Raw genomic sequence first — 18128 nt, forward strand, 5'->3', positions numbered from 1 at the left:
TGCGAAACGCACCTTTCAATGCCAATCTTCTTGGGCCAGTTCGCTCCTAATCGATTTGATCTGCAATGCGCGCCAGGCTTTCCTGACGGCCCAGCACGGCAAGCACGTCGAACACGCCGGGCGAGGTGCTGCGGCCGGTCAGCGCGGCTCTCAGCGGTTGGGCCACGGCGCCAAGCTTGTGCCCACCGGCCTCGGCAAACTCGCGGATCGAAGCCTCCGCCGAAGCGGCGCTCCACTCGCCCTGGACAGAAGACAATGCGCCATGCACGCCGCGCAAAATCGCGCGCGCATCCGCGTTGAGCAAGCCCGCCGCCTTCTCGTCCAGCGGCAATGGCCGCTCGGCGAACAGGAAAGCCGCGCCGTCGACCAGTTCCACAAGAGTCTTGGCCCGCTCCTTGAGGCCGGGCATGGCCGCAAGCAACTGCGCCTTGCGCCTATCATCGAGCTTTGCCGCAAGTAAGGGGCCGCCTTCGAGATAGGGCAAGGTGGCGACGAAGATATCGAACAGCGCCTGATCGTCCATCTTGCGCATATGGACGCCGTTCAGCGCCTCGAGCTTGGCGAAGTCGAAGCGGGCCGCGCCCTTGTTGACGTCGCCGATGTCGAACCAGGCGATCATATCCTTGATCGACATCACCTCGTCGTCGCCATGGCTCCAGCCGAGCCTGGCCAGATAGTTGAGCAGCGCCTCCGGCAGATAGCCCATGGCGCGATAGGCCTCGACGCCGAGCGCGCCATGCCGCTTCGACAGCTTGGCGCCGTCGGCGCCATGGATCAGCGGGATATGCGACATCGACGGCACGTCCCAGCCCATGGCGTTGTAGATCACCGTCTGGCGGGCAGCGTTGGTCAGGTGGTCGTCGCCGCGGATGATGTGGGTGACGCCCATGTCGTGGTCGTCGACGACGACGGCATGCATGTAGGTCGGGTTGCCGTCCGAGCGCAGGATGATGAAGTCGTCGAGATCCTTGTTGGGAAAGCGCACCTCGCCCTGCACGCGATCGTGCACGACCGTCTCGCCCTCGGTCGGCGCCTTGATGCGGATCGCGCCCTTGACGCCCGCGGGCGCCTCGGAGGGATCGCGGTCGCGCCACTGGCCGTTGTAGCGCGGGGGCAGGCCCTTGGCCCTAGCTGCCTCGCGCATTGCCTCGAGCTCTGCCGGCGTCTCATAGCTGTAATAGGCCTTGCCCATACGCACGAGCTCTTCGGCCACTTCGCGGTGACGCGGCGCGCGCTCGAACTGCGAGACGGCTTCGCCATCCCAGGAGAGGCCAAGCCAGGTCAGCCCGTCGAGAATGGCGGCGGTTGCGGCCTCGGTGGAGCGCTCACGATCGGTGTCCTCGATGCGCAGCAGCATCGTGCCGCCGGTGTGCTTGGCATAAAGCCAGTTGAACAGCGCTGTGCGCGCGCCGCCGATATGCAGGTAGCCTGTCGGCGAGGGGGCAAAACGGGTGACGACCTTGTCGGACATGGAACTCTCAGGCTTGCGCTTAAACGGCATATTTTGCGCGGGCTTTCGCGCAGTTGGCGTTCATGTAGCATAGGCGGTCTGGGGCGCAAGGGGCAGACCCGATGGCTGGACGTGGCTGGGGTGCGGACGAGGGCGAGACAACGACAGCTGGCGTCAGCGAACGCCTGATGTTTGCCCATGCCACGCCCACGGAGGCGGTGCCATTCCAGCTTCCGCAACCGCGTGCACCAGCCGAGCTTCCGCCGCCCGGCGGCGGTGCACTAGAGCCAGCCTCGCCAACTGCCACCGCCGGCCGAATCCGCAAACAGCTTGGCCGCGCTTCGCTTTCGGCGCTGCATCGAAGCATTGCCGTCGCCGCCGCCACCGAGGTCGACCGCGGCGTCGGCTTCCTGCTGGTGCCGGTGTTCCTGGCCGCGGGCGTCATCTACTACTTCTCGCTGAGCACCGAGCCCGATCTCTACAGGCCGCTTGCTGCGGTGGCTCTGATGGCTGTCTGCGCGGCGATCTCGCGTTCCCGGCAGAGAACGCACCTTGTCTTCATGGCAACCCTTTTGTGTGCCCTGGGCTTTCTCGCGGCCAAGGTGGAGACCTGGCGGATGGCGACGCCGATGCTGGGGTCCGAAATCCAGACGCGGCTGACGGGCCGCCTTGTCACCGCCGAGGCGATGGCCAATGGCCGTGTCCGACTGACCATCGATCTCATGTCCACGGCACATCCGACGCTGCGCTATGCGCCGGCTCGCGTCAGGTTGTCGGCGCGCAAGATCCCGCCCGACATGACAGCGGGGTCGATGCTGACCGGCTACGCCAAGCTGCTGCCGGCGACGGGCCCGGTCCGGCCTGACAGCTACGACTTTTCCTTCGACAGCTATTTCACCGGCATCGGCGGCAGCGGCTTTTTCCTGGGCGATCCAAAGCTGATTGCGCCGACCTCGATTGCGCCAACAGGGGCGCCGTTCGGCGCGCGCATCGCATCGGCCATAGAAAACGCGCGTGAAGGGATCGCCGACCACATCAGGGATACCATCGGCGGTTCCGAAAGTGAGATTGCAGCAGCACTGATCGTCGGCGTGCGCGCCGGCATTCCGGAAGAAATCAACGAGTCGATGCGACGCACCGGTATCTATCACATCATCTCGATCTCCGGCCTGCACATGGCGCTGGTCGCCGGCACGATCATGGTCCTGCTGCGCGGCGCCTTCGCGCTGTTTCCGGATTTCTCGTCGCGCCGGCCGGTGAAGAAATATGCCGCTGGAATCGCGCTTATCTCGATCGCCGCTTACCTGGTGATCTCCGGCATCGTGGTGGCGGCCGAGCGAAGTTTTATCATGCTGGCGGTCATGCTGGTCGCCGTGCTCTTCGACCGCACGGCGCTGACGATGCGCAACCTGGCGATCTCGGCCATCGCCGTCATCCTGGTCTCGCCGCACGAGGTGGTCGGTCCGAGCTTCCAGATGTCTTTTGCCGCCACAGCGGCGCTCGTCGGTGCCTATGCCGGCTTCGCCGACTATCGCGCCGGCAAAACGACCGCGCCGCCGGTAAAGCGTTCGTTCCTCGGGTTCATATCGCGGAAACTGGCGGTTGGAGTGGGCGCCGCCGCCATAACATCGCTCATCGCGGGCAGCGCGACATTGCTGTTCGCGATCTGGCACTTCCAGCGGGTGTCACCGCTCAGCCTGCTGGCCAATCTGGCGGTCATGCCGATCGTCTCGCTGGTTGTCATGCCGTTCGCCGTGTTGAGCGCGCTGGCGATGCCCTTCGGCTTCGACGGTCCTTTTCTCTATGTGATGGGCAAGGGCCTGACGGCGATGATCGCCATTTCAGCGTGGATTTCCGAGCGCTCACCGGTCGATGCCGTCGGGTTGATCTCGATCCAGTCGGTGCTGCTGGCGACGATCGCGCTGGTCATCGCTACCATGGCCACCACCTGGCTCAGATTGGCAGCCATGCCGTTCGCGCTCGCTGCCCTGATGGTCATCCCGCATGTCCGAACGCCGGACGTGCTTATCTCGGAGGATGCGCATCTGGTGGCAATGCCGATCGGCGCCGGCGAGCTCGCCGTCAACCGCGCACGCTCCAATGAGTTCACCACGGACAATTGGAAGCGGGCGCTGAAGGCCGAAGCAATTGTGCCGCCGGAGACATTTTCCAAAGACGCTCTCGACATCGCCGATCCCGTCGACCTGCCGCCTGGCTCGCCCTTCTACTGCACAGGCGACCTGTGCATCGGCCGGCATCCTTCCGGGGCGATCGTCGCACTAGTCGAAAACCGCGACAGCGCCCGTCCGGCCTGCGGCTTTGCCGACCTCATCGTCATCAACGACGCCACAGCCTACAATCCCTGCCGCGATCCGCGTGTGCTTGTCGTCACCAAGCGCCAGCTGGCGCGTGACGGCAGTGCGGCCGTCTTCTTCGACCCGCAATCGGCAACCGCGCGTCCAAACGTTCGCTACGCGGTCGAGAAGCCATACCGGCCCTGGCACGAGCAACGCAAATACACCCGCGAGGCGAGGGGCCTGCCGCCTTACAAAAAACCCGAGAGGACGGAAGCGAAGTCTTCGCCACCAGCCCAATAGATTTCAGTAGCGGCGGATAAGCCCGACGAGCTTGCCTTGGACCTTGACCCGGTCGGGCCCAAAGATGCGGGTCTCGTAGGCCGGATTGGCGGCCTCGAGCGCGATCGAGGCGCCCTTGCGGCGGAAGCGCTTGAGCGTCGCTTCCTCGTCGTCGACCAGCGCCACCACGATCTCGCCCGGGCTTGCCGTGTTGGCATTGCGGATGATGACGGTGTCGCCGTCGAAGATGCCGGCCTCGATCATCGAGTCGCCCTTGACCTCCAACGCATAATGCTCGCCGCCCATGATCATATCCGGCGGCACGGTGATCGAATGCGTCTGGTGCTGGATTGCGTCTATCGGCACGCCGGCGGCGATGCGGCCCATCACCGGAATCGATACGGCCGAAACAGCGTCGTCGTCATTGCTGGGCATCGGCGTACGCGAGGTGGTTGCCGGCTTGAGCTGACGGCCGAGATTGCCTTGGCCGCCCTGGATGACGCTCGGCGAAAACTTCCTCGCGGCATTCAGGCCAGGCGCGATCGAGTCGGGCAGCCGCAGCACTTCAAGCGCGCGCGCCCGGTTTGGCAGCCGGCGAATGAAGCCGCGTTCCTCCAGCGCCGTAATCAGCCGATGGATACCAGACTTCGAGGCAAGGTCGAGCGCCTCCTTCATCTCGTCGAAAGATGGAGGAATCCCGCTCTCCTTCAGACGTTCATGGATGAACATCAGGAGTTCATGTTGTTTGCGCGTCAGCATTGGCGGCCCCCATGGGTTCTCAAACCAGAATCAGAAAAACAAACCCAGAACAAACACTATCTGTTCCAGTTGTGTTCCGCAACCGTTTAAAGTTTAATGAATTTGTTAAGGTTGCCGAAACAATGTTGCATCCAGTGGCGGCGTGGCCGCCGCGCGCCGGGCGGCGGTATTGATTCCGCTCGATTTTGCGGCCCATCCTTAAGCTGGAACAAGAGGCGGCACCATCACGAAAGTGCCGGGTGGGGTCGCGCCGGCTCCTCGTTGCGCGTTCTGCACCGTGAACGAAACGAACCCAAAATGCCAACCTGGCGATGATTCCGGTCCCTGGTCTTCGCCGTCTATGGACCAGCTAACATAGGACGAAAGGTTCTTGCCCTGGCGCCGGCGGTGGTGAGACAACCGCCCTTGGCCGGCCGTGAGCGGCGCCGGGTCGAAATGGAGGCGGTGGCACAATGATGGGAATTCCCGATCTCGCTGACGTCGAGGCGATGGATGCCGCGGATCCGCTGCGCGCCATGCGCGGTCGCTTCGTCTTGCCTGAGGGCGTTATATACCTCGACGGCAATTCTCTGGGCGCTGCTTCGATCAACGTCTTCAGCGAGATCGAGACGGCCACGAAGCAGGAATGGGCGCGAGACCTCATCCGCGCCTGGAACACCGCTGGTTGGTTCGACATGCCTGTGGAGCTCGGCGACCGGCTCGGGCGTCTGATCGGCGCCGCGCCGGGCCAGAGCGTGGTGTGCGACACGACCTCGATCAACATCTACAAGGTCCTGCATGCGGCACTCGCAATGCGTCCCGAGCGCTCGGTGATCGTTGCCGAGGGCGACAGCTTCCCGACCGACCTCTACATGGCCGAAGGGGTGGCCTCGACGCGGCCCGGCACGGTGCTGCGGCTCGAAGGTGTCGATGCCGCGACGATCGAGGAACTGGTCGACGATCGTGTCGCAGTCATCCTGGTAAACCACGTCAACTACAAGTCCGGCCGGCTGCGCGACATGGCGGCGCTGACGCGCAAGGCCCATGAGGCCGGTGCGCTGATTGTCTGGGATCTCTGCCACACGGCCGGTGCCCTGCCGGTGGATCTCGACGGCTCGAATGCCGATTTCGCCATAGGCTGCACGTACAAATATCTTAATGGCGGACCGGGAGCGCCGGCCTTCATCTACGCCGCGAACCGCCACCATGGCGACATTCGCCAGCCGCTCAGTGGCTGGTGGGGCCATGCCAGGCCGTTCGCGTTCGAGCAGGGCTATGCCGCCGGCGCGGGCATCCGGCGGTTCCTGTGCGGAACGCAGCCGGTGCTGTCGATGCGGGCGCTGAAAGGAGCGCTGGATCTCTGGGACGAAGTCGAGATGACGGCTGTGCGCGAGAAAAGCATCGCGCTGACGGACCTGTTCATTCGGCTTGTCGAAGCCAAATGCGGCGCCTTCGGTCTCGAACTGGAAAGCCCGCGCCGCGGCGCCGAGCGCGGCAGCCAGGTGTCGTTTGCCCATCCGCATGGCTACCAGGTGATGCGCGCCTTGATCGAGCGCGGCGTGATCGGCGATTTCCGCGCGCCGTCGACCGTTCGTTTCGGCTTCACGCCGCTTTATATCGGCTACCGGGATGTCTGGGATGCCGTCGACGTGCTGGAAGACATCTTGCGCACCGGCGCCTGGCGAGAAGCACGCTTCGCCGTCAAAACAGCTGTTACCTGACTTTGAAATCGGCGATGCAATCAAAAGCCATTCAATATTGACCTGACCGCGGAGGGACTGGTGCTGGGACACCGCATTGTCGACTGGGACAACGCCTATGCAAACGGCGCCAATATCGCCGGCGGCGACCGTTGGCCGGCGGCCTGGGATGGCCCGGCTCAGGCATTTCGCGAAAAGCTGCTAGCGCAGGGCAGGGCGCGGCTCGATATCGTCTATGGCGAAGCGCCGCGCAGCCGGCTCGATCTGTTTCTCCCGCCTGCCGCGCCAAAGGGGCTCGTTGTGTTCGTCCACGGCGGCTACTGGATGGAGTCGGACAGGAGTTCCTGGTCGCATCTGGCAGGAGGCGCGGTCGGACGTGGCTTCGCCGTAGCCATGCCCTCCTACACACTTTGCCCGGAGATCAGGATCAGCGGCATTGTCGGTGAAGCCGCGGCTGCGATCGAGAAGGCGTCAGCCATGGTCGATGGTCCGCTGATGCTGGCCGGGCACTCGGCCGGCGGACATCTCGCCAGCCGCATGGTGACCGCGACCTCACCGCTATCATCCGATGTGGCGCGCCGCCTACGCCATGTCGTTTCGATTTCAGGCCTGCACGACCTTCGGCCGCTGATGTTCACGGCGCTGAACGAAACCCTGAACATCGACGAGCGGGAAGCGTTGACCGAAAGCCCGGCATTGCTGAGGCCCGTGCAGGGGGCCCGCGTCACCTGTTGGGTCGGCGGCGGCGAGCGCTCGGAATTCCTGCGCCAGAGCGCGTTGCTTGCCAACATCTGGACCGGGCTCGGCGCCGCTACCGATTCAGTGGTCGAGCCGGATCGGCATCATTTCAATGTTGTCGATGGTCTCGCCGATCCGGATCATCCCCTGACCCGCACGCTGGTCGACGAATAGATTATCGACTGCTTCGACGTGTAGGCGATCGACTTCGTCGACGCTTAGACGATCGGCTGCGCCGACGTATTACCGCAGCATAAGCACGCTGCATTCGGCGCCGGCTTCCGCGGCCGGCGCGAAGGGCTCGCGCACGATCAGGCCGTTGGCGTCGGCGAGCATCCGCAGCATCGAGGAATCCTGGATGCCGAAGGGGGTCGCGACCAGCGTGCCGTCATCGTCGCGAACCATGGCGCGAACATAATCCTGCCTGAGGTCGTTGGCCTGCATCGCGGCGCCCAGCCGGGCCGTTCGCACGTCCTGCCTGTAAACGCGGCCGCCGAGCCGGGCAAGCAGCGGCTTCAGGAAGAGTTGCGTGCAGACGATGCTTGCCACCGGATTGCCGGGCAGGCCGACGCAGCGGACATTGCCAAGCCGACCGAACATCAGCGGTTTGCCGGGGCGCATGGCGATCTTCCAGAAGTCGAGCTTCATGCCTTCGCTGGTGAGCACGTCATGGATCAGGTCGTGATCGCCGACCGAGGCGCCGCCAAGCGTGACGATGACGTCGGCGCTGGCCTCAACCGCTTTCCTGACCAGCGCGGCGATCGCCTCCTGGCGGTCGGCGGCGATGCCGAGATCGAGGGCTCGCGCGCCGACCGACTGGGCGGCGGCGGCGACGCCATAGGCGTTGGATGAAATGATCTGGTCGGGGCCAAGCGCGCTGCCCGGCGGCAGCAGTTCGTCGCCGGTGGCGATGATCGCGACCAGCGGTTGCCGCACGACGCTCAGGCTAGGGTGGTTGGCCGACGCCGCCAGCGAGAGGGCTGCCGCATCGAGCGCGCGACCCTTTTCGAGCAGCACGTCGCCCTGGCCGAAGTCGAGGCCGGCGCGGCGGATGTTGCGTCCTGCCGCGGTCGGCTCCGTCACTTCGACCTTGCGGTTGCCAAGATCGCGGACGTTTTCCTGGATGACGATGGTGTCGGCGCCTTCGGGCACCGGCGCACCGGTGAAGATGCGCACCGCCTGGCCTTCCGCGACGGTTCCGGAAAAGCCGCGCCCTGCAGGCGCAACGCCTACGACCTCAAGCTGCGCCGGCACTGACGCGACATCGGTGGAACGCGCGGCGTAGCCGTCCATCGCCGAGGCGTTGAAGGGGGGCTGCGTGCGCAGAGCCACGACCGGCTCCGCCAGGACACGCCCGGCCGCTTCCGCTAACGGAATGATTTCGCCCGGCAATGGCGCCGCGCCGTCGAGCAGGCGTTCGAGCGCTTCGGCTACCGGAACCAGCGCCATCAGGCACCCGACTTGTAGTCGCCGGACTTGCCGCCGGTCTTCTCGACCAGCCGGATGCCGGAAATCACCATGCCGCGGTCCGCTGCCTTGGCCATGTCGTAGATGGTGAGGCAGGCGACCGAGGCGGCGGTCAGCGCTTCCATCTCCACGCCGGTCTTGCCGGTCACGCGGGCAAGCGCCGTGATCTTGAGGCCAGGCAGCGCATGGTCCGGCTCGATCTCGACGGCGACCTTGGTCAGAAGCAGCGGATGGCAAAGCGGGATCAGCTCGTGTGTCTTCTTCGCGGCCATGATCCCTGCGATGCGGGCGGTGCCCAGCACATCGCCCTTCTTGGCGTCGCCGGCGAGAATCATTTCCAGCGTTTCGGGGCGCATCGAGACAAAGCCTTCGGCGATTGCCGTGCGGGTCGTCTCGGCCTTGTCGCCGACATCGACCATATTGGCTTCGCCCTTGGCGCCGAGATGGGTCAGAGCCATGCTCAGATGGCCTCGGCCGCTGCCTTGCCCGTCAGCAGGAGCTCGGTCGCCGCGGCCACGTCCGCCTGCCGCATCAGGCTCTCGCCGACGAGAAAGGTGCCTATGCCGGTCTTCTGCATCCTGATGCAATCGTCGTGGGTGAAGATGCCGCTCTCGCTGACCAGCAAGCGATCGCTCGGAACCATCAGCGCCAGCCGCTCCGAGGTCTTGAGACTGGTCTCGAACGTTCTCAGGTTGCGGTTGTTGATGCCGATCAGCTGCGACGACAGTTTTAGCGCGCGCTCGGTTTCGGCCTCGTCATGCACCTCGATCAGCGCATCCATGCCAAGTTCGAACGCCACTGCTTCGAGCTCGCTCGCCAGCGCATCGTCGACGCTGGCCATGATGATCAGGATCGCGTCGGCGCCCCAGGCGCGTGCTTCGTAGACCTGGTAGGGATCGAACAGGAAATCCTTGCGCAACACGGGCAGGGACACCGCTTTGCGGGCATTGGTGAGAAATTCCGGAGCGCCCTGGAAAGACGGCGCGTCGGTCAGCACCGAAAGGCAGGCCGCGCCGCCTTGCTGATAGGCTTTTGCGAGCGAGGGCGGGTCGAAATCAGCGCGGATCAGCCCCCGGGAGGGGCTGGCCTTCTTGATCTCGGCGATCAGGGCGAAGCTGCCCGATCTGCACTTTGTCTCAAGCGCCGCGAGAAAGCCGCGCGGCGCGTCGGCGTCCTTCGCCCGTGCCTTGATCTCGGCGAACGGCACGGCGAGCTTCGCCGACGCGATCTCATCGCGCTTATAGGCTTCGATCTTGCGCAGGATGTCCGACAAGGCCTTATCCGTTCGAAATCTCGACAAGCTTGTCCAGCACCGCAAGCGCTCGGCCGCTGTCGATCGCTTGCGCCGCCGCGACAATACCGTCGGCAAGCGTCGTCGCCTTGCCGGCCACGACCAGCCCGGCGCCGGCATTCATCAGCACCGTGTCGCGATAGGCACCTGCCGCTCCGCCCAGCATATCGCGGAGTTCCTTGGCGTTGTAGGCCGCATCGCCGCCGCGCAGCTCTTCCTTGGCGTGCCGCTTCAATCCAAAGGATTCCGGCGTCAAGGTGAAGCTGCGGATCTCGCCGCCGACAAGCTCCGCCACCTGGGTCTCGCCCGTCGTGGTGATCTCGTCATAGCCATCGCCATGGACGACCCAGGCGTGATCGGCGCCCAGCGCCTTCAGCGTCTCGGCCACCGGCATGATCCACTCCGGCAGGAAGACGCCCACCATCTGGCGGCTGACGCCGGCGGGGTTCGACAGCGGTCCGAGCAGGTTGAAGATGGTGCGCGTGCCGAGCTCGACGCGAGTCGGCCCGACATGCTTCATCGCCGGATGATGCGCCGGTGCGAACATGAAGCCGACGCCGGCCTCGTGGATGCAGCGGCCGATCATTTCTGGCGAGATGTCTATTCTAACGCCCAGCGCCGTCAACACATCGGCCGAGCCGGTCAGCGAGGACAGGCCGCGATTGCCGTGCTTGGCGACCGGCACGCCGGCGGCGGCGATGACGAAAGCCGAAGCCGTCGAGATGTTGACCGAGTGCGAATTGTCGCCGCCCGTGCCGACGATGTCGATGGCGCCGTGCGGTGCCTCGACGCGCAACATCTTGGCGCGCATCGTGGCGACCGCGCCGGATATCTCGCCCACTGTCTCGCCGCGTACGCGCAGCGCCATCAGGAAGCCGCCGATCTGGCCGGGCGTCGCATCGCCCGACATGATGATGTCGAAGGCTTCGCGGGCTTCCTCGAAGGAAAGCGCGGTGCCGGCGGCGACCTTTGCTATGTGTGTCTTCAGCGCGCTCATCGTGTCTGTGCTTGCGAAACGGCGTTCGGATCGATGCGAACGTCATATTGCGACTGCAACTGCGCCACCAGCTGGTCGAGCAGGTCGTCGGACATGCCGGCGCCGAAGGATTTCTGCGCGTCGTCCGGCACCGAGCTGCCGTCGGCGCCCGCCGGCTCGAAGACCTCGGCGACCTTGAACAGGATCTGGCCGTCGCCGGTGGGCGAGGGGATCAAGCCGGTGCCGCCTTCGCCGACACCGAACATGGCGGCCGCACCTTCCTTGCCGAAATCGGCATCGTCGGCTTCGCGCTTCAGGCCGCGCTTGGTCTGTTTATCGAGCTTGAGCTCGCCGGCGATGACGTCGAGCGTGGTGCCGGCCTTGAGGCGCTTCTCCAGCTCTTGCGCCTTCGCGTCGAGCCGCTTGTCGGTCTCGGCCTCCGTCCAGTCGGCCGCGACCTTCTTGCGGACTTCATCCAGCGTGCGGTCGCGCGCCGGCGTGACCGACTGAACCTCATAGAACACGAAGCCGTTGTCGGTGGTCGTCAGGCCTTCATTCTCGGTATTGGGCTCGGCCGTGAAAACCGACTTGATGAGCTCGGCCGATTCCGGCAGGTCGTTGACGATCGTTCCGTCCGGGCGCTGGCCCGTCCGGTCGATGGCGTCGATGGTGACGACCTTGAGCTTCAGCTTCTCGGCGGCCTGGGCGAGCGAGGCGCCCGAAGCGCGGGTATCCTCATAACTGTCATGCACATCGAGCAGGATGCGGCTCGCTTCGCCGATCGCCAGGTCCTTGCGGATCTGGGCGGACACTTCCGAAAGCGGTTTGACGACCTGCGGCTTGATCTCTGTGACGCGCAACAGCACGGGACCGAAGGCACCCTGGACGACCGGGCTCACCTCGTTGGCATTGAGCGAGAAGGCCGCATCGGCCACCGCCTTGTCGGCGATCTTATCCTTGGCCAGCGTACCGAGCAGCGTGTCGGCCTGCGTCTTGCCCTCAGCGGTGATGAGCTTGTCGAAAGTGGCGCCAGCCTTCAGCGAATCGTAAGCCGCCTTGGCCGCATCCGGCGTCTTGAACACCAACTGCTCGATGGTGCGCATCTCGGGCGTCGTGTACCGCGCGATGTTCTTGTTGTAGTCATCGCTGACCTGGCTGTCGGTCACCGCGGACGGATCCATTATGTCCTGCGGCTCCAGCCGGGCATAGGAGAACTTGCGATACTCCGGCGCTGCGTAGTTCTTCTTGTTGGCGTCGAAATAGGCGTCGAGGGCGCTGTCGGACGGCGCCTCGATCGGCTGCACCAGCGTCTTCGGCAGCACGAGATAGTCGATCGTGCGATCCTCGCCGCGATAGAGCGAGACCGCCTTCAGGAAGGTCTGCGGAACCTTGAGGCCGTCGGAAATCGCCTCGACGATCTGCTGGCGCACAGCCACCTGCGAACGGTTCTTGAGATAGTCCTCCGGGCGCATGCCGAGCTCGCGCAGGAGATACTCGAAGGTCCGGCGATCGAACTGACCGCCCGGGCCCTTGAAGGCCGGATCCTCGCGTGTCAGTTCGGCGAGCCGGTCCTTGGAGAGACCGAGCCCGAGCTTGCGCGCCTGTTCGTCAAGCACGGCGCCCGAAACGAGCTGCGACAGCACCTGGTTGTCGACACCGAGCAGCTTGGCCTGTTCATGGGTGACGCGCTGGCCATATTGCTGCGACAGCATGCTGAGCTGGCGATCATAAGCGAGCCGATACTCGTTGATCGAGACCTCCGTGCCGCCGGCCGTGATCACCGCATGATGGCCACCCAGCGCACCGCCCACCATGCGCGTGGTGATGCCCCAGGCGGCGAAACTTATCACCAGCAAGGACAGCAACGCCTTCGCGCCCCAGGTGCCCGCCGCGCTTCTCAATATACCAAGCATGCATACTTCCGATTTATGCGCATTTTCGGATGCGCCGAGTCTGAAACAAGCGCAATAGCGCCCTTCCGGCCCACTGTCGATTGCTTTGTGACCTGATTTTGGTAGTGAGGGCGCTGCTTAATGTCGCTCGGAGAACGCACCCCATGACCCCTGGAATCCGTCCGCTTGTCGCCGGCAACTGGAAAATGAACGGCACCAGCGCCTCCCTCAACGAGTTGCGGTCGATCGGCAACGGGTTCATGAGCGGACTCGATGCGGAGACCGAAGCGGTGGTGTGCGTGCCGGCGACGTTGCTCCAGCGCGCCGCCGAGATCCTGTCGCGGACGCCGGTGCGAGCCGGCGGAGAGGATTGCCACCCCAAGGAGAGCGGCGCCTTTACGGGCGAGATTTCGGCAGAGATGCTCAAGGACGCCGGCGCGAGCCACGTTATCGTCGGCCATTCCGAGCGCCGCGAGCTTTTCGGCGAGGACGATGCGATTGTCCATGCCAAGGCATCGGCCGCCTGGCGAGCAGGGCTGGTGGCCATCATCTGCATCGGCGAGACGCGCGCCGAACGCGAAGCTGGCGCGACGCTCGATGTGCTGTCGCGTCAGCTCGACGGTTCCGTGCCGGCGAGTGCCACCACCGCCAACAGCATCATTGCCTACGAGCCGGTCTGGGCCATTGGAACCGGTCTGACGCCGACCGCCGCCGACGTCGCCGAGGCGCATGCGCATATCCGCGGCAAGCTCACCGGATTGCTCGGCGATGCCGCCGCCAGGATGCGCATTCTCTATGGCGGCTCGGTCAAGCCGTCCAACGCGGTTGAACTGCTGGGCGTCCAGAATGTGGACGGCGCGCTGGTCGGCGGCGCCAGCCTGAAGGCGGCCGACTTCCTCGCGATCGCGGAAGCTTACATGAACATCGCTTAGGCTCACGCCAGATAAATCGTTGTAATGGCGGCATTGCTTCCCATATTCCCGGCCACGGGCTTGGAAATGCCACCAAAGCATTGTAAGGAGCCGCCTCCAAAACACCGGTCGTATGCGCGGCCGAGCAGGGCCTCGCCAGGATAAATTATGGAAACCGTACTGATTGTTGTCCACCTCATGGTCGTGCTCGCCCTTGTCGGCGTGGTGCTGCTGCAGCGCTCCGAAGGCGGCGGCCTGGGCATCGGCGGCGGTTCCGGTTTCATGACGGCGCGTGGCGCCGCCAACGCGCTGACCCGCGCCACCGCAATCCTGGCGGCCGCGTTCTTCGTGACGTCGCTGGCGCTGTCGATCATTGCCCGTTACGGCGAAAAGCCGATCGACATTCTCGATCGTCCGGCGACGTCGACCTCGGGCAACGGTGTGCTCAACCAGCTGCCGGGCTCCAACGGACCGGTGGGCACCTCCAAGCCCGCGGCTCCGGCCGGCGGCACGGCCCCCGCTGCTCCGTCGGGCGGCACGACGACCACCACGCCGCTCGCCAATGGCACCACCGCTCCGGCCCCGGCAGCCCCGGCGCCCGCGAATCCAACCACGCCACCGGCAGCCAACGGCGTCACCTTGCCGGTCACCCCGCAGGTTCCGAACCAGTAGCCGGGCAAGCACCTGGGCCGCGATCTGTTGTTCTTTGAACACAGTCGCAGCAAATGCCGCCCGATCACGAAGATTCAACCGGGCGTAGCGCCTGCCTCAGCTTGAGGCGATGACGGCTAATCGATTATAGATTGCGCGCGGCACTTTCGGCGCCCTTGGGGGGCGCCGGGCGACGCCGTGGGCAACTCGTATAGAACGATCGGATCTTCGCCATGCAGCTTCGCAGCTTCATCATTTTGGGAGTCTGTGCCGTCCTCGGCATGGGTTCCGCGGCCCTTGCCGGACCGGCAAATCTGGCCACATCACCGTCATTCGAGAAGACTGACGCCATCAATGTCGCCGCCAAGGGCGACGCATCGCAGCTGAGGCTTCTCAAGAAGAAGAAAAATCCGAGCTCGGACGATCTCGCGCAGATCAGCAAGCTCGAGGCCAAGATCGCGGCCGACAAGGAAGCCGCCAAGGAAAAGGCGCTCGAGGCCCGCAAACTGGCGATGCGCGAGGCGGCCAAGGCCAAGGCGGATGCCGCGCGTCAGGAATGGCTCGCCAAGAAGGGCGGCGGGAACGCTGCGTCTGAAATCGCCGACGCCAAGCTGGCCAAGAAGACCACCAAGATCATCGCGCCGCTGGAGCCAATGGCGCCGATCGCCTCGCTCAACACCGAGGAGCCGATCCCGGCTGAGGCCATGAACGTCACCGCCACCGGCAATACCGGCGAGTTGCGCAGTGAGCAACCCGGCCAGAAGCAGGCAAGCAGCGGCGGTCTGTTCGACGGTCTCTTCGGCGGCGGCGGACGATCGACTTCGATCAGCTATCTGCCCGAGACCCGCGCGCTTGATTCGGCGTTGGCCAAGAAGGACACCAAGCGGCCCTTCAAGGTGAAGCCGGAATTCGTGCCGCAGGACGTCACGTTCACCGGCTATGAGCCGGGCACGATCGTCATCGATACCAGCGCCCGTCGCCTCTATCTCGTCGAGTCCTTTTCCACGGCGCGCCGCTATGCCATCGCGGTCGGCCGCGAAGGCCTGCAGTTCAAGGGCACCGTGGCTGTCGGCGACAAGCAGGAATGGCCGCGCTGGATCCCGACGCTCGACATGCAGAAGCGCGAGCCGAAGCACTACGGCCAGTACAAGGACGGCATGGCCGGCGGCGGCGAAAACCCGCTCGGCGCGCGCGCCATCTACCTCTATGACGGCAAGAAGGACACGCATCTGCGCATCCATGGCACCATCGCGCCGCAATCGATCGGAACCAGCGCCTCCAATGGCTGCTTCCGCATGATCAACGAGCACGTCATGGACCTCTACAGCCGCGTCAGGGTCGGCACCAAGGTTGTTATTATATAGCAACCGGTCGTCATCATCTGACGCGCCCCGATAGTCTGGCAAAAGGGCCGGCCTCGCCGGCCCTTTTGTTTTGACTGCCGCAGCCCCACGCGGCATTGGCGCCAATTTGGGAAAAAGCCCTCGCGGCGGTTTTTTCTCTGGCGGAATCAATCAGGCCGCGTTAAGCGATGACTCCCATGGCGCGATATGTATTCATCACAGGCGGCGTGGTTTCCTCACTTGGAAAAGGCATTGCCGCAGCGGCCCTTGGGGCTCTTCTGCAGGCGCGAGGCTATCGCGCCCGGATCAAAAAGCTCGATCCTTACCTGAATGTCGACCCCGGAACGATGTCGCCGTACCAACATGGCGAAGTGTTCGTGACCGATGATGGGGCCGAGACCGATCTCGATCTTGGCCACTACGAGCGCTTCACCGGGCGTTCGGCAAACCAGCAGGACAACATCACCACCGGCCGCATCTACAAGAACATCATCGAGCGCGAGCGGCGCGGCGACTATCTCGGCGCGACCGTGCAGGTGATCCCGCACGTCACCGACGAGATCAAGCATTTCGTGCTGGACGGCAATGAAGATTACGACTTCGTGCTGTGCGAGATCGGCGGCACGGTCGGCGACATCGAGGCGATGCCGTTCCTCGAAGCGATTCGCCAGCTCGGCAACGACCTGCCGCGCAACAACGCGGTCTATGTGCATCTGACGCTAATGCCCTACATCCCGACGGCCGGCGAGCTGAAGACCAAGCCGACACAGCATTCGGTCAAGGAACTGCGCGGTATCGGCATCGCGCCCGACATCCTTCTGGTGCGCGCCGACCGGCCGATCCCGAAGGAAGAGCGCCGCAAGCTGTCGCTGTTCTGCAACGTGCGCGAAAGCGCCGTCATCCAGGCGCTCGACGTACCGCACATCTACGACGTGCCGATGGCCTATCACAAGGAAGGGCTGGATTCGGAAGTGCTGGCCGCCTTCGGCATCGATCCGGCGCCGAAGCCGCGCATGGAGCCCTGGCAGGCGCTCTCCAGCCGCATCCACAATCCGGAAGGCGAGGTGACGATCGCAGTCGTCGGCAAATACACCGGACTGAAGGACGCCTACAAATCGCTGATCGAGGCGCTGTCGCATGGCGGCCTTGCCAACCGCGTCAAGGTCAAGCTCGACTGGATCGAAAGCGAGATTTTCGAGAAGGAAGACCCGACGCCGTGGCTGGAGAAGGTGCACGGCATTCTCGTTCCTGGGGGCTTTGGCGAACGCGGCTCGGAAGGCAAGATCCTGGCGGCAAAGTTCGCGCGCGAGCGCAAGGTGCCTTACTTCGGCATCTGCTTCGGCATGCAGATGGCCTGCATCGAGGCGGCCCGCTCGCTGGCGGGTGTCGACCATGCGTCGTCGACCGAGTTCGGCCCGACCAATGAGCCGGTTGTCGGCCTGATGACCGAATGGCTGAAGGGCAACATGCTGGAGAAGCGCAGGGCCGCCGGCGACCTCGGCGGCACGATGCGGCTCGGCGCCTACCAGGCCGAACTCGCCAAGGGCTCGAAAATAGCGGATATCTATGGCGACACGCAGATTTCCGAGCGCCATCGGCACCGCTACGAAGTCAACGTCGACTACAAGCAGCGGCTGGAGGATTGCGGCCTGGTCTTTGCCGGCATGTCGCCCGACGGCGTTCTGCCGGAGACGGTCGAATATCCCGACCATCCGTGGTTCATCGGCGTGCAGTATCACCCGGAACTGAAGAGCCGACCGCTCGACCCGCATCCGTTGTTCGCGAGCTTCATATCGGCGGCAGTGGATCAGTCGCGCCTGGTTTGATGCAGACTTACGTCGCGCTGCTCTACAGCATCATTCTGGGCGAGGGGCGGCGCGTGGTCATGGCCGACCTCAAGGCGATGGCCGAGGATCTGGGGCTTAAGAACGTCCGCACGCTGGTGGCGACCGGCAATCTGGTATTCGAGGCCCGGGCCGGTGAAATTTCAACGCTTGAGCAGCGGCTGGAAAAGGTCTTCGAGAAAACCTTCGGCCGCCATGTCGACATCATTGTGCGCCGCGCCGAGGATTGGTTGAAGCTTGCGGCTTCCAATCCGTTCCCTACCGAATCGGCGAAAGCCGGCGACCAGGTCGCGGTTCGGGTGATGCGCCAACCTGTCACCGACGAAGCCCTATCGGGACTTCAGGCCCGCGCCGCTGGCGATGAGAAGGTGCTTTTGGTCGACGGCGACATCTGGCTGGTCTTTTCGCGCCAGCGGCCGAGCTCGCTGCTGCTCGCCGCCGCCAATCACAAGCGCTTTGGCGTCGGTACGTCACGCAACTGGAACACGGTGCGCAGGCTGGCCGAGGCAGTAGGCAGTAGGCAGTAGGAGGCATTTTTCTATTGCCTAATC

15 protein-coding genes are annotated in these 18128 nt (G+C 64.5%); 8 read left to right on the plus strand and 7 right to left on the minus strand.

What is annotated here, in order from left to right:
- Positions 1 to 46: 46 nt before the first annotated feature.
- Positions 47 to 1471 (minus strand): glutamate--tRNA ligase, encoded by a 1425-nt coding sequence (gene gltX / locus AC0L2L_RS06375; RefSeq protein WP_473576934.1) that lies wholly within the window; start codon positions 1469 to 1471, stop codon positions 47 to 49.
- Between the two features lie 101 nt (positions 1472 to 1572).
- Between gltX and AC0L2L_RS06380 the strand changes: the two genes are divergently transcribed.
- A complete protein-coding gene (locus tag AC0L2L_RS06380; protein WP_473576936.1) occupies positions 1573 to 4047 on the plus strand; it encodes a ComEC/Rec2 family competence protein in 2475 nt (824 codons plus the stop codon).
- A 3-nt stretch (positions 4048 to 4050) separates the two neighbouring features.
- Here AC0L2L_RS06380 and lexA read toward each other — a convergent pair whose 3' ends face one another.
- Entirely contained in the window at positions 4051 to 4785 is a 735-nt protein-coding gene (gene lexA / locus AC0L2L_RS06385) for a transcriptional repressor LexA (protein ID WP_473576937.1), read from the minus strand.
- Between the two features lie 452 nt (positions 4786 to 5237).
- Between lexA and kynU the strand changes: the two genes are divergently transcribed.
- Entirely contained in the window at positions 5238 to 6485 is a 1248-nt protein-coding gene (kynU, locus tag AC0L2L_RS06390; RefSeq protein WP_473576938.1) for a kynureninase, read from the plus strand.
- A 60-nt stretch (positions 6486 to 6545) separates the two neighbouring features.
- Positions 6546 to 7376 carry an alpha/beta hydrolase gene (locus AC0L2L_RS06395; RefSeq protein WP_473576939.1) on the plus strand — a complete coding sequence of 277 codons (831 nt, stop codon included), beginning with the start codon at positions 6546 to 6548 and terminating at the stop codon, positions 7374 to 7376.
- Positions 7377 to 7445: 69 nt separating this feature from the next.
- On the opposite strand, the gene AC0L2L_RS06400 is transcribed toward AC0L2L_RS06395, so the two are convergent.
- From AC0L2L_RS06400 to AC0L2L_RS06420, 5 genes are read right to left on the minus strand one after another with little or no spacing between them, the layout of a single operon-like run.
- Positions 7446 to 8651 (minus strand): molybdopterin molybdotransferase MoeA, encoded by a 1206-nt coding sequence (locus tag AC0L2L_RS06400; RefSeq protein ID WP_473576941.1) that lies wholly within the window; start codon positions 8649 to 8651, stop codon positions 7446 to 7448.
- Positions 8651 to 9133: a cyclic pyranopterin monophosphate synthase MoaC gene (gene moaC / locus AC0L2L_RS06405; protein ID WP_473577111.1), complete on the minus strand. Its 483-nt coding sequence runs from the start codon at positions 9131 to 9133 to the stop codon at positions 8651 to 8653. Before moaC ends, AC0L2L_RS06400 begins: the two co-directional genes overlap by 1 nt.
- Positions 9130 to 9942 carry an indole-3-glycerol phosphate synthase TrpC gene (gene trpC / locus AC0L2L_RS06410; protein WP_473576942.1) on the minus strand — a complete coding sequence of 271 codons (813 nt, stop codon included), beginning with the start codon at positions 9940 to 9942 and terminating at the stop codon, positions 9130 to 9132. The genes moaC and trpC overlap by 4 nt, the downstream gene beginning before the upstream one ends.
- 4 nt (positions 9943 to 9946) lie before the next feature.
- Positions 9947 to 10957, minus strand: coding sequence for an anthranilate phosphoribosyltransferase (gene trpD / locus AC0L2L_RS06415; protein ID WP_473576943.1), 1011 nt, complete (start codon positions 10955 to 10957; stop codon positions 9947 to 9949).
- Positions 10954 to 12849 (minus strand): peptidyl-prolyl cis-trans isomerase, encoded by a 1896-nt coding sequence (locus tag AC0L2L_RS06420; protein WP_473576944.1) that lies wholly within the window; start codon positions 12847 to 12849, stop codon positions 10954 to 10956. The genes trpD and AC0L2L_RS06420 overlap by 4 nt, the downstream gene beginning before the upstream one ends.
- A gap of 143 nt (positions 12850 to 12992) precedes the next feature.
- Here AC0L2L_RS06420 and tpiA point away from each other — a divergent pair, with 143 nt between their 5' ends.
- From tpiA to AC0L2L_RS06445, 5 genes are all read left to right on the plus strand, one after another.
- A complete protein-coding gene (gene tpiA / locus AC0L2L_RS06425) occupies positions 12993 to 13760 on the plus strand; it encodes a triose-phosphate isomerase (protein ID WP_473576945.1) in 768 nt (255 codons plus the stop codon).
- A 147-nt stretch (positions 13761 to 13907) separates the two neighbouring features.
- Positions 13908 to 14411: a preprotein translocase subunit SecG gene (gene secG, locus AC0L2L_RS06430; RefSeq protein ID WP_027166210.1), complete on the plus strand. Its 504-nt coding sequence runs from the start codon at positions 13908 to 13910 to the stop codon at positions 14409 to 14411.
- A 212-nt stretch (positions 14412 to 14623) separates the two neighbouring features.
- Positions 14624 to 15754 (plus strand): L,D-transpeptidase, encoded by a 1131-nt coding sequence (locus AC0L2L_RS06435; protein WP_473576946.1) that lies wholly within the window; start codon positions 14624 to 14626, stop codon positions 15752 to 15754.
- A 167-nt stretch (positions 15755 to 15921) separates the two neighbouring features.
- Positions 15922 to 17559, plus strand: coding sequence for a CTP synthase (locus AC0L2L_RS06440; RefSeq protein WP_156913442.1), 1638 nt, complete (start codon positions 15922 to 15924; stop codon positions 17557 to 17559).
- Entirely contained in the window at positions 17559 to 18104 is a 546-nt protein-coding gene (locus tag AC0L2L_RS06445; protein ID WP_473576947.1) for a DUF1697 domain-containing protein, read from the plus strand. The genes AC0L2L_RS06440 and AC0L2L_RS06445 overlap by 1 nt, the downstream gene beginning before the upstream one ends.
- Positions 18105 to 18128 lie beyond the last annotated feature (24 nt).

It is taken from the genome of Mesorhizobium sp. WSM4832 (assembly GCF_055811115.1).

What these genes read in the sequence shown, in the direction of transcription:
- gltX (WP_473576934.1), bottom strand. Translation starts at nt 1,471, where the DNA reads ATGTCCGACAAGGTCGTCACCCGTTTTGCCCCCTCGCCGACAGGCTAC.
- AC0L2L_RS06380 (WP_473576936.1), top strand. Translation starts at nt 1,573, where the DNA reads ATGGCTGGACGTGGCTGGGGTGCGGACGAGGGCGAGACAACGACAGCT.
- lexA (WP_473576937.1), bottom strand. Translation starts at nt 4,785, where the DNA reads ATGCTGACGCGCAAACAACATGAACTCCTGATGTTCATCCATGAACGT.
- kynU (WP_473576938.1), top strand. Translation starts at nt 5,238, where the DNA reads ATGATGGGAATTCCCGATCTCGCTGACGTCGAGGCGATGGATGCCGCG.
- AC0L2L_RS06400 (WP_473576941.1), bottom strand. Translation starts at nt 8,651, where the DNA reads ATGGCGCTGGTTCCGGTAGCCGAAGCGCTCGAACGCCTGCTCGACGGC.
- trpD (WP_473576943.1), bottom strand. Translation starts at nt 10,957, where the DNA reads ATGAGCGCGCTGAAGACACACATAGCAAAGGTCGCCGCCGGCACCGCG.
- AC0L2L_RS06420 (WP_473576944.1), bottom strand. Translation starts at nt 12,849, where the DNA reads ATGCTTGGTATATTGAGAAGCGCGGCGGGCACCTGGGGCGCGAAGGCG.
- tpiA (WP_473576945.1), top strand. Translation starts at nt 12,993, where the DNA reads ATGACCCCTGGAATCCGTCCGCTTGTCGCCGGCAACTGGAAAATGAAC.
- secG (WP_027166210.1), top strand. Translation starts at nt 13,908, where the DNA reads ATGGAAACCGTACTGATTGTTGTCCACCTCATGGTCGTGCTCGCCCTT.
- AC0L2L_RS06435 (WP_473576946.1), top strand. Translation starts at nt 14,624, where the DNA reads ATGCAGCTTCGCAGCTTCATCATTTTGGGAGTCTGTGCCGTCCTCGGC.
- AC0L2L_RS06440 (WP_156913442.1), top strand. Translation starts at nt 15,922, where the DNA reads ATGACTCCCATGGCGCGATATGTATTCATCACAGGCGGCGTGGTTTCC.
- AC0L2L_RS06445 (WP_473576947.1), top strand. Translation starts at nt 17,559, where the DNA reads ATGCAGACTTACGTCGCGCTGCTCTACAGCATCATTCTGGGCGAGGGG.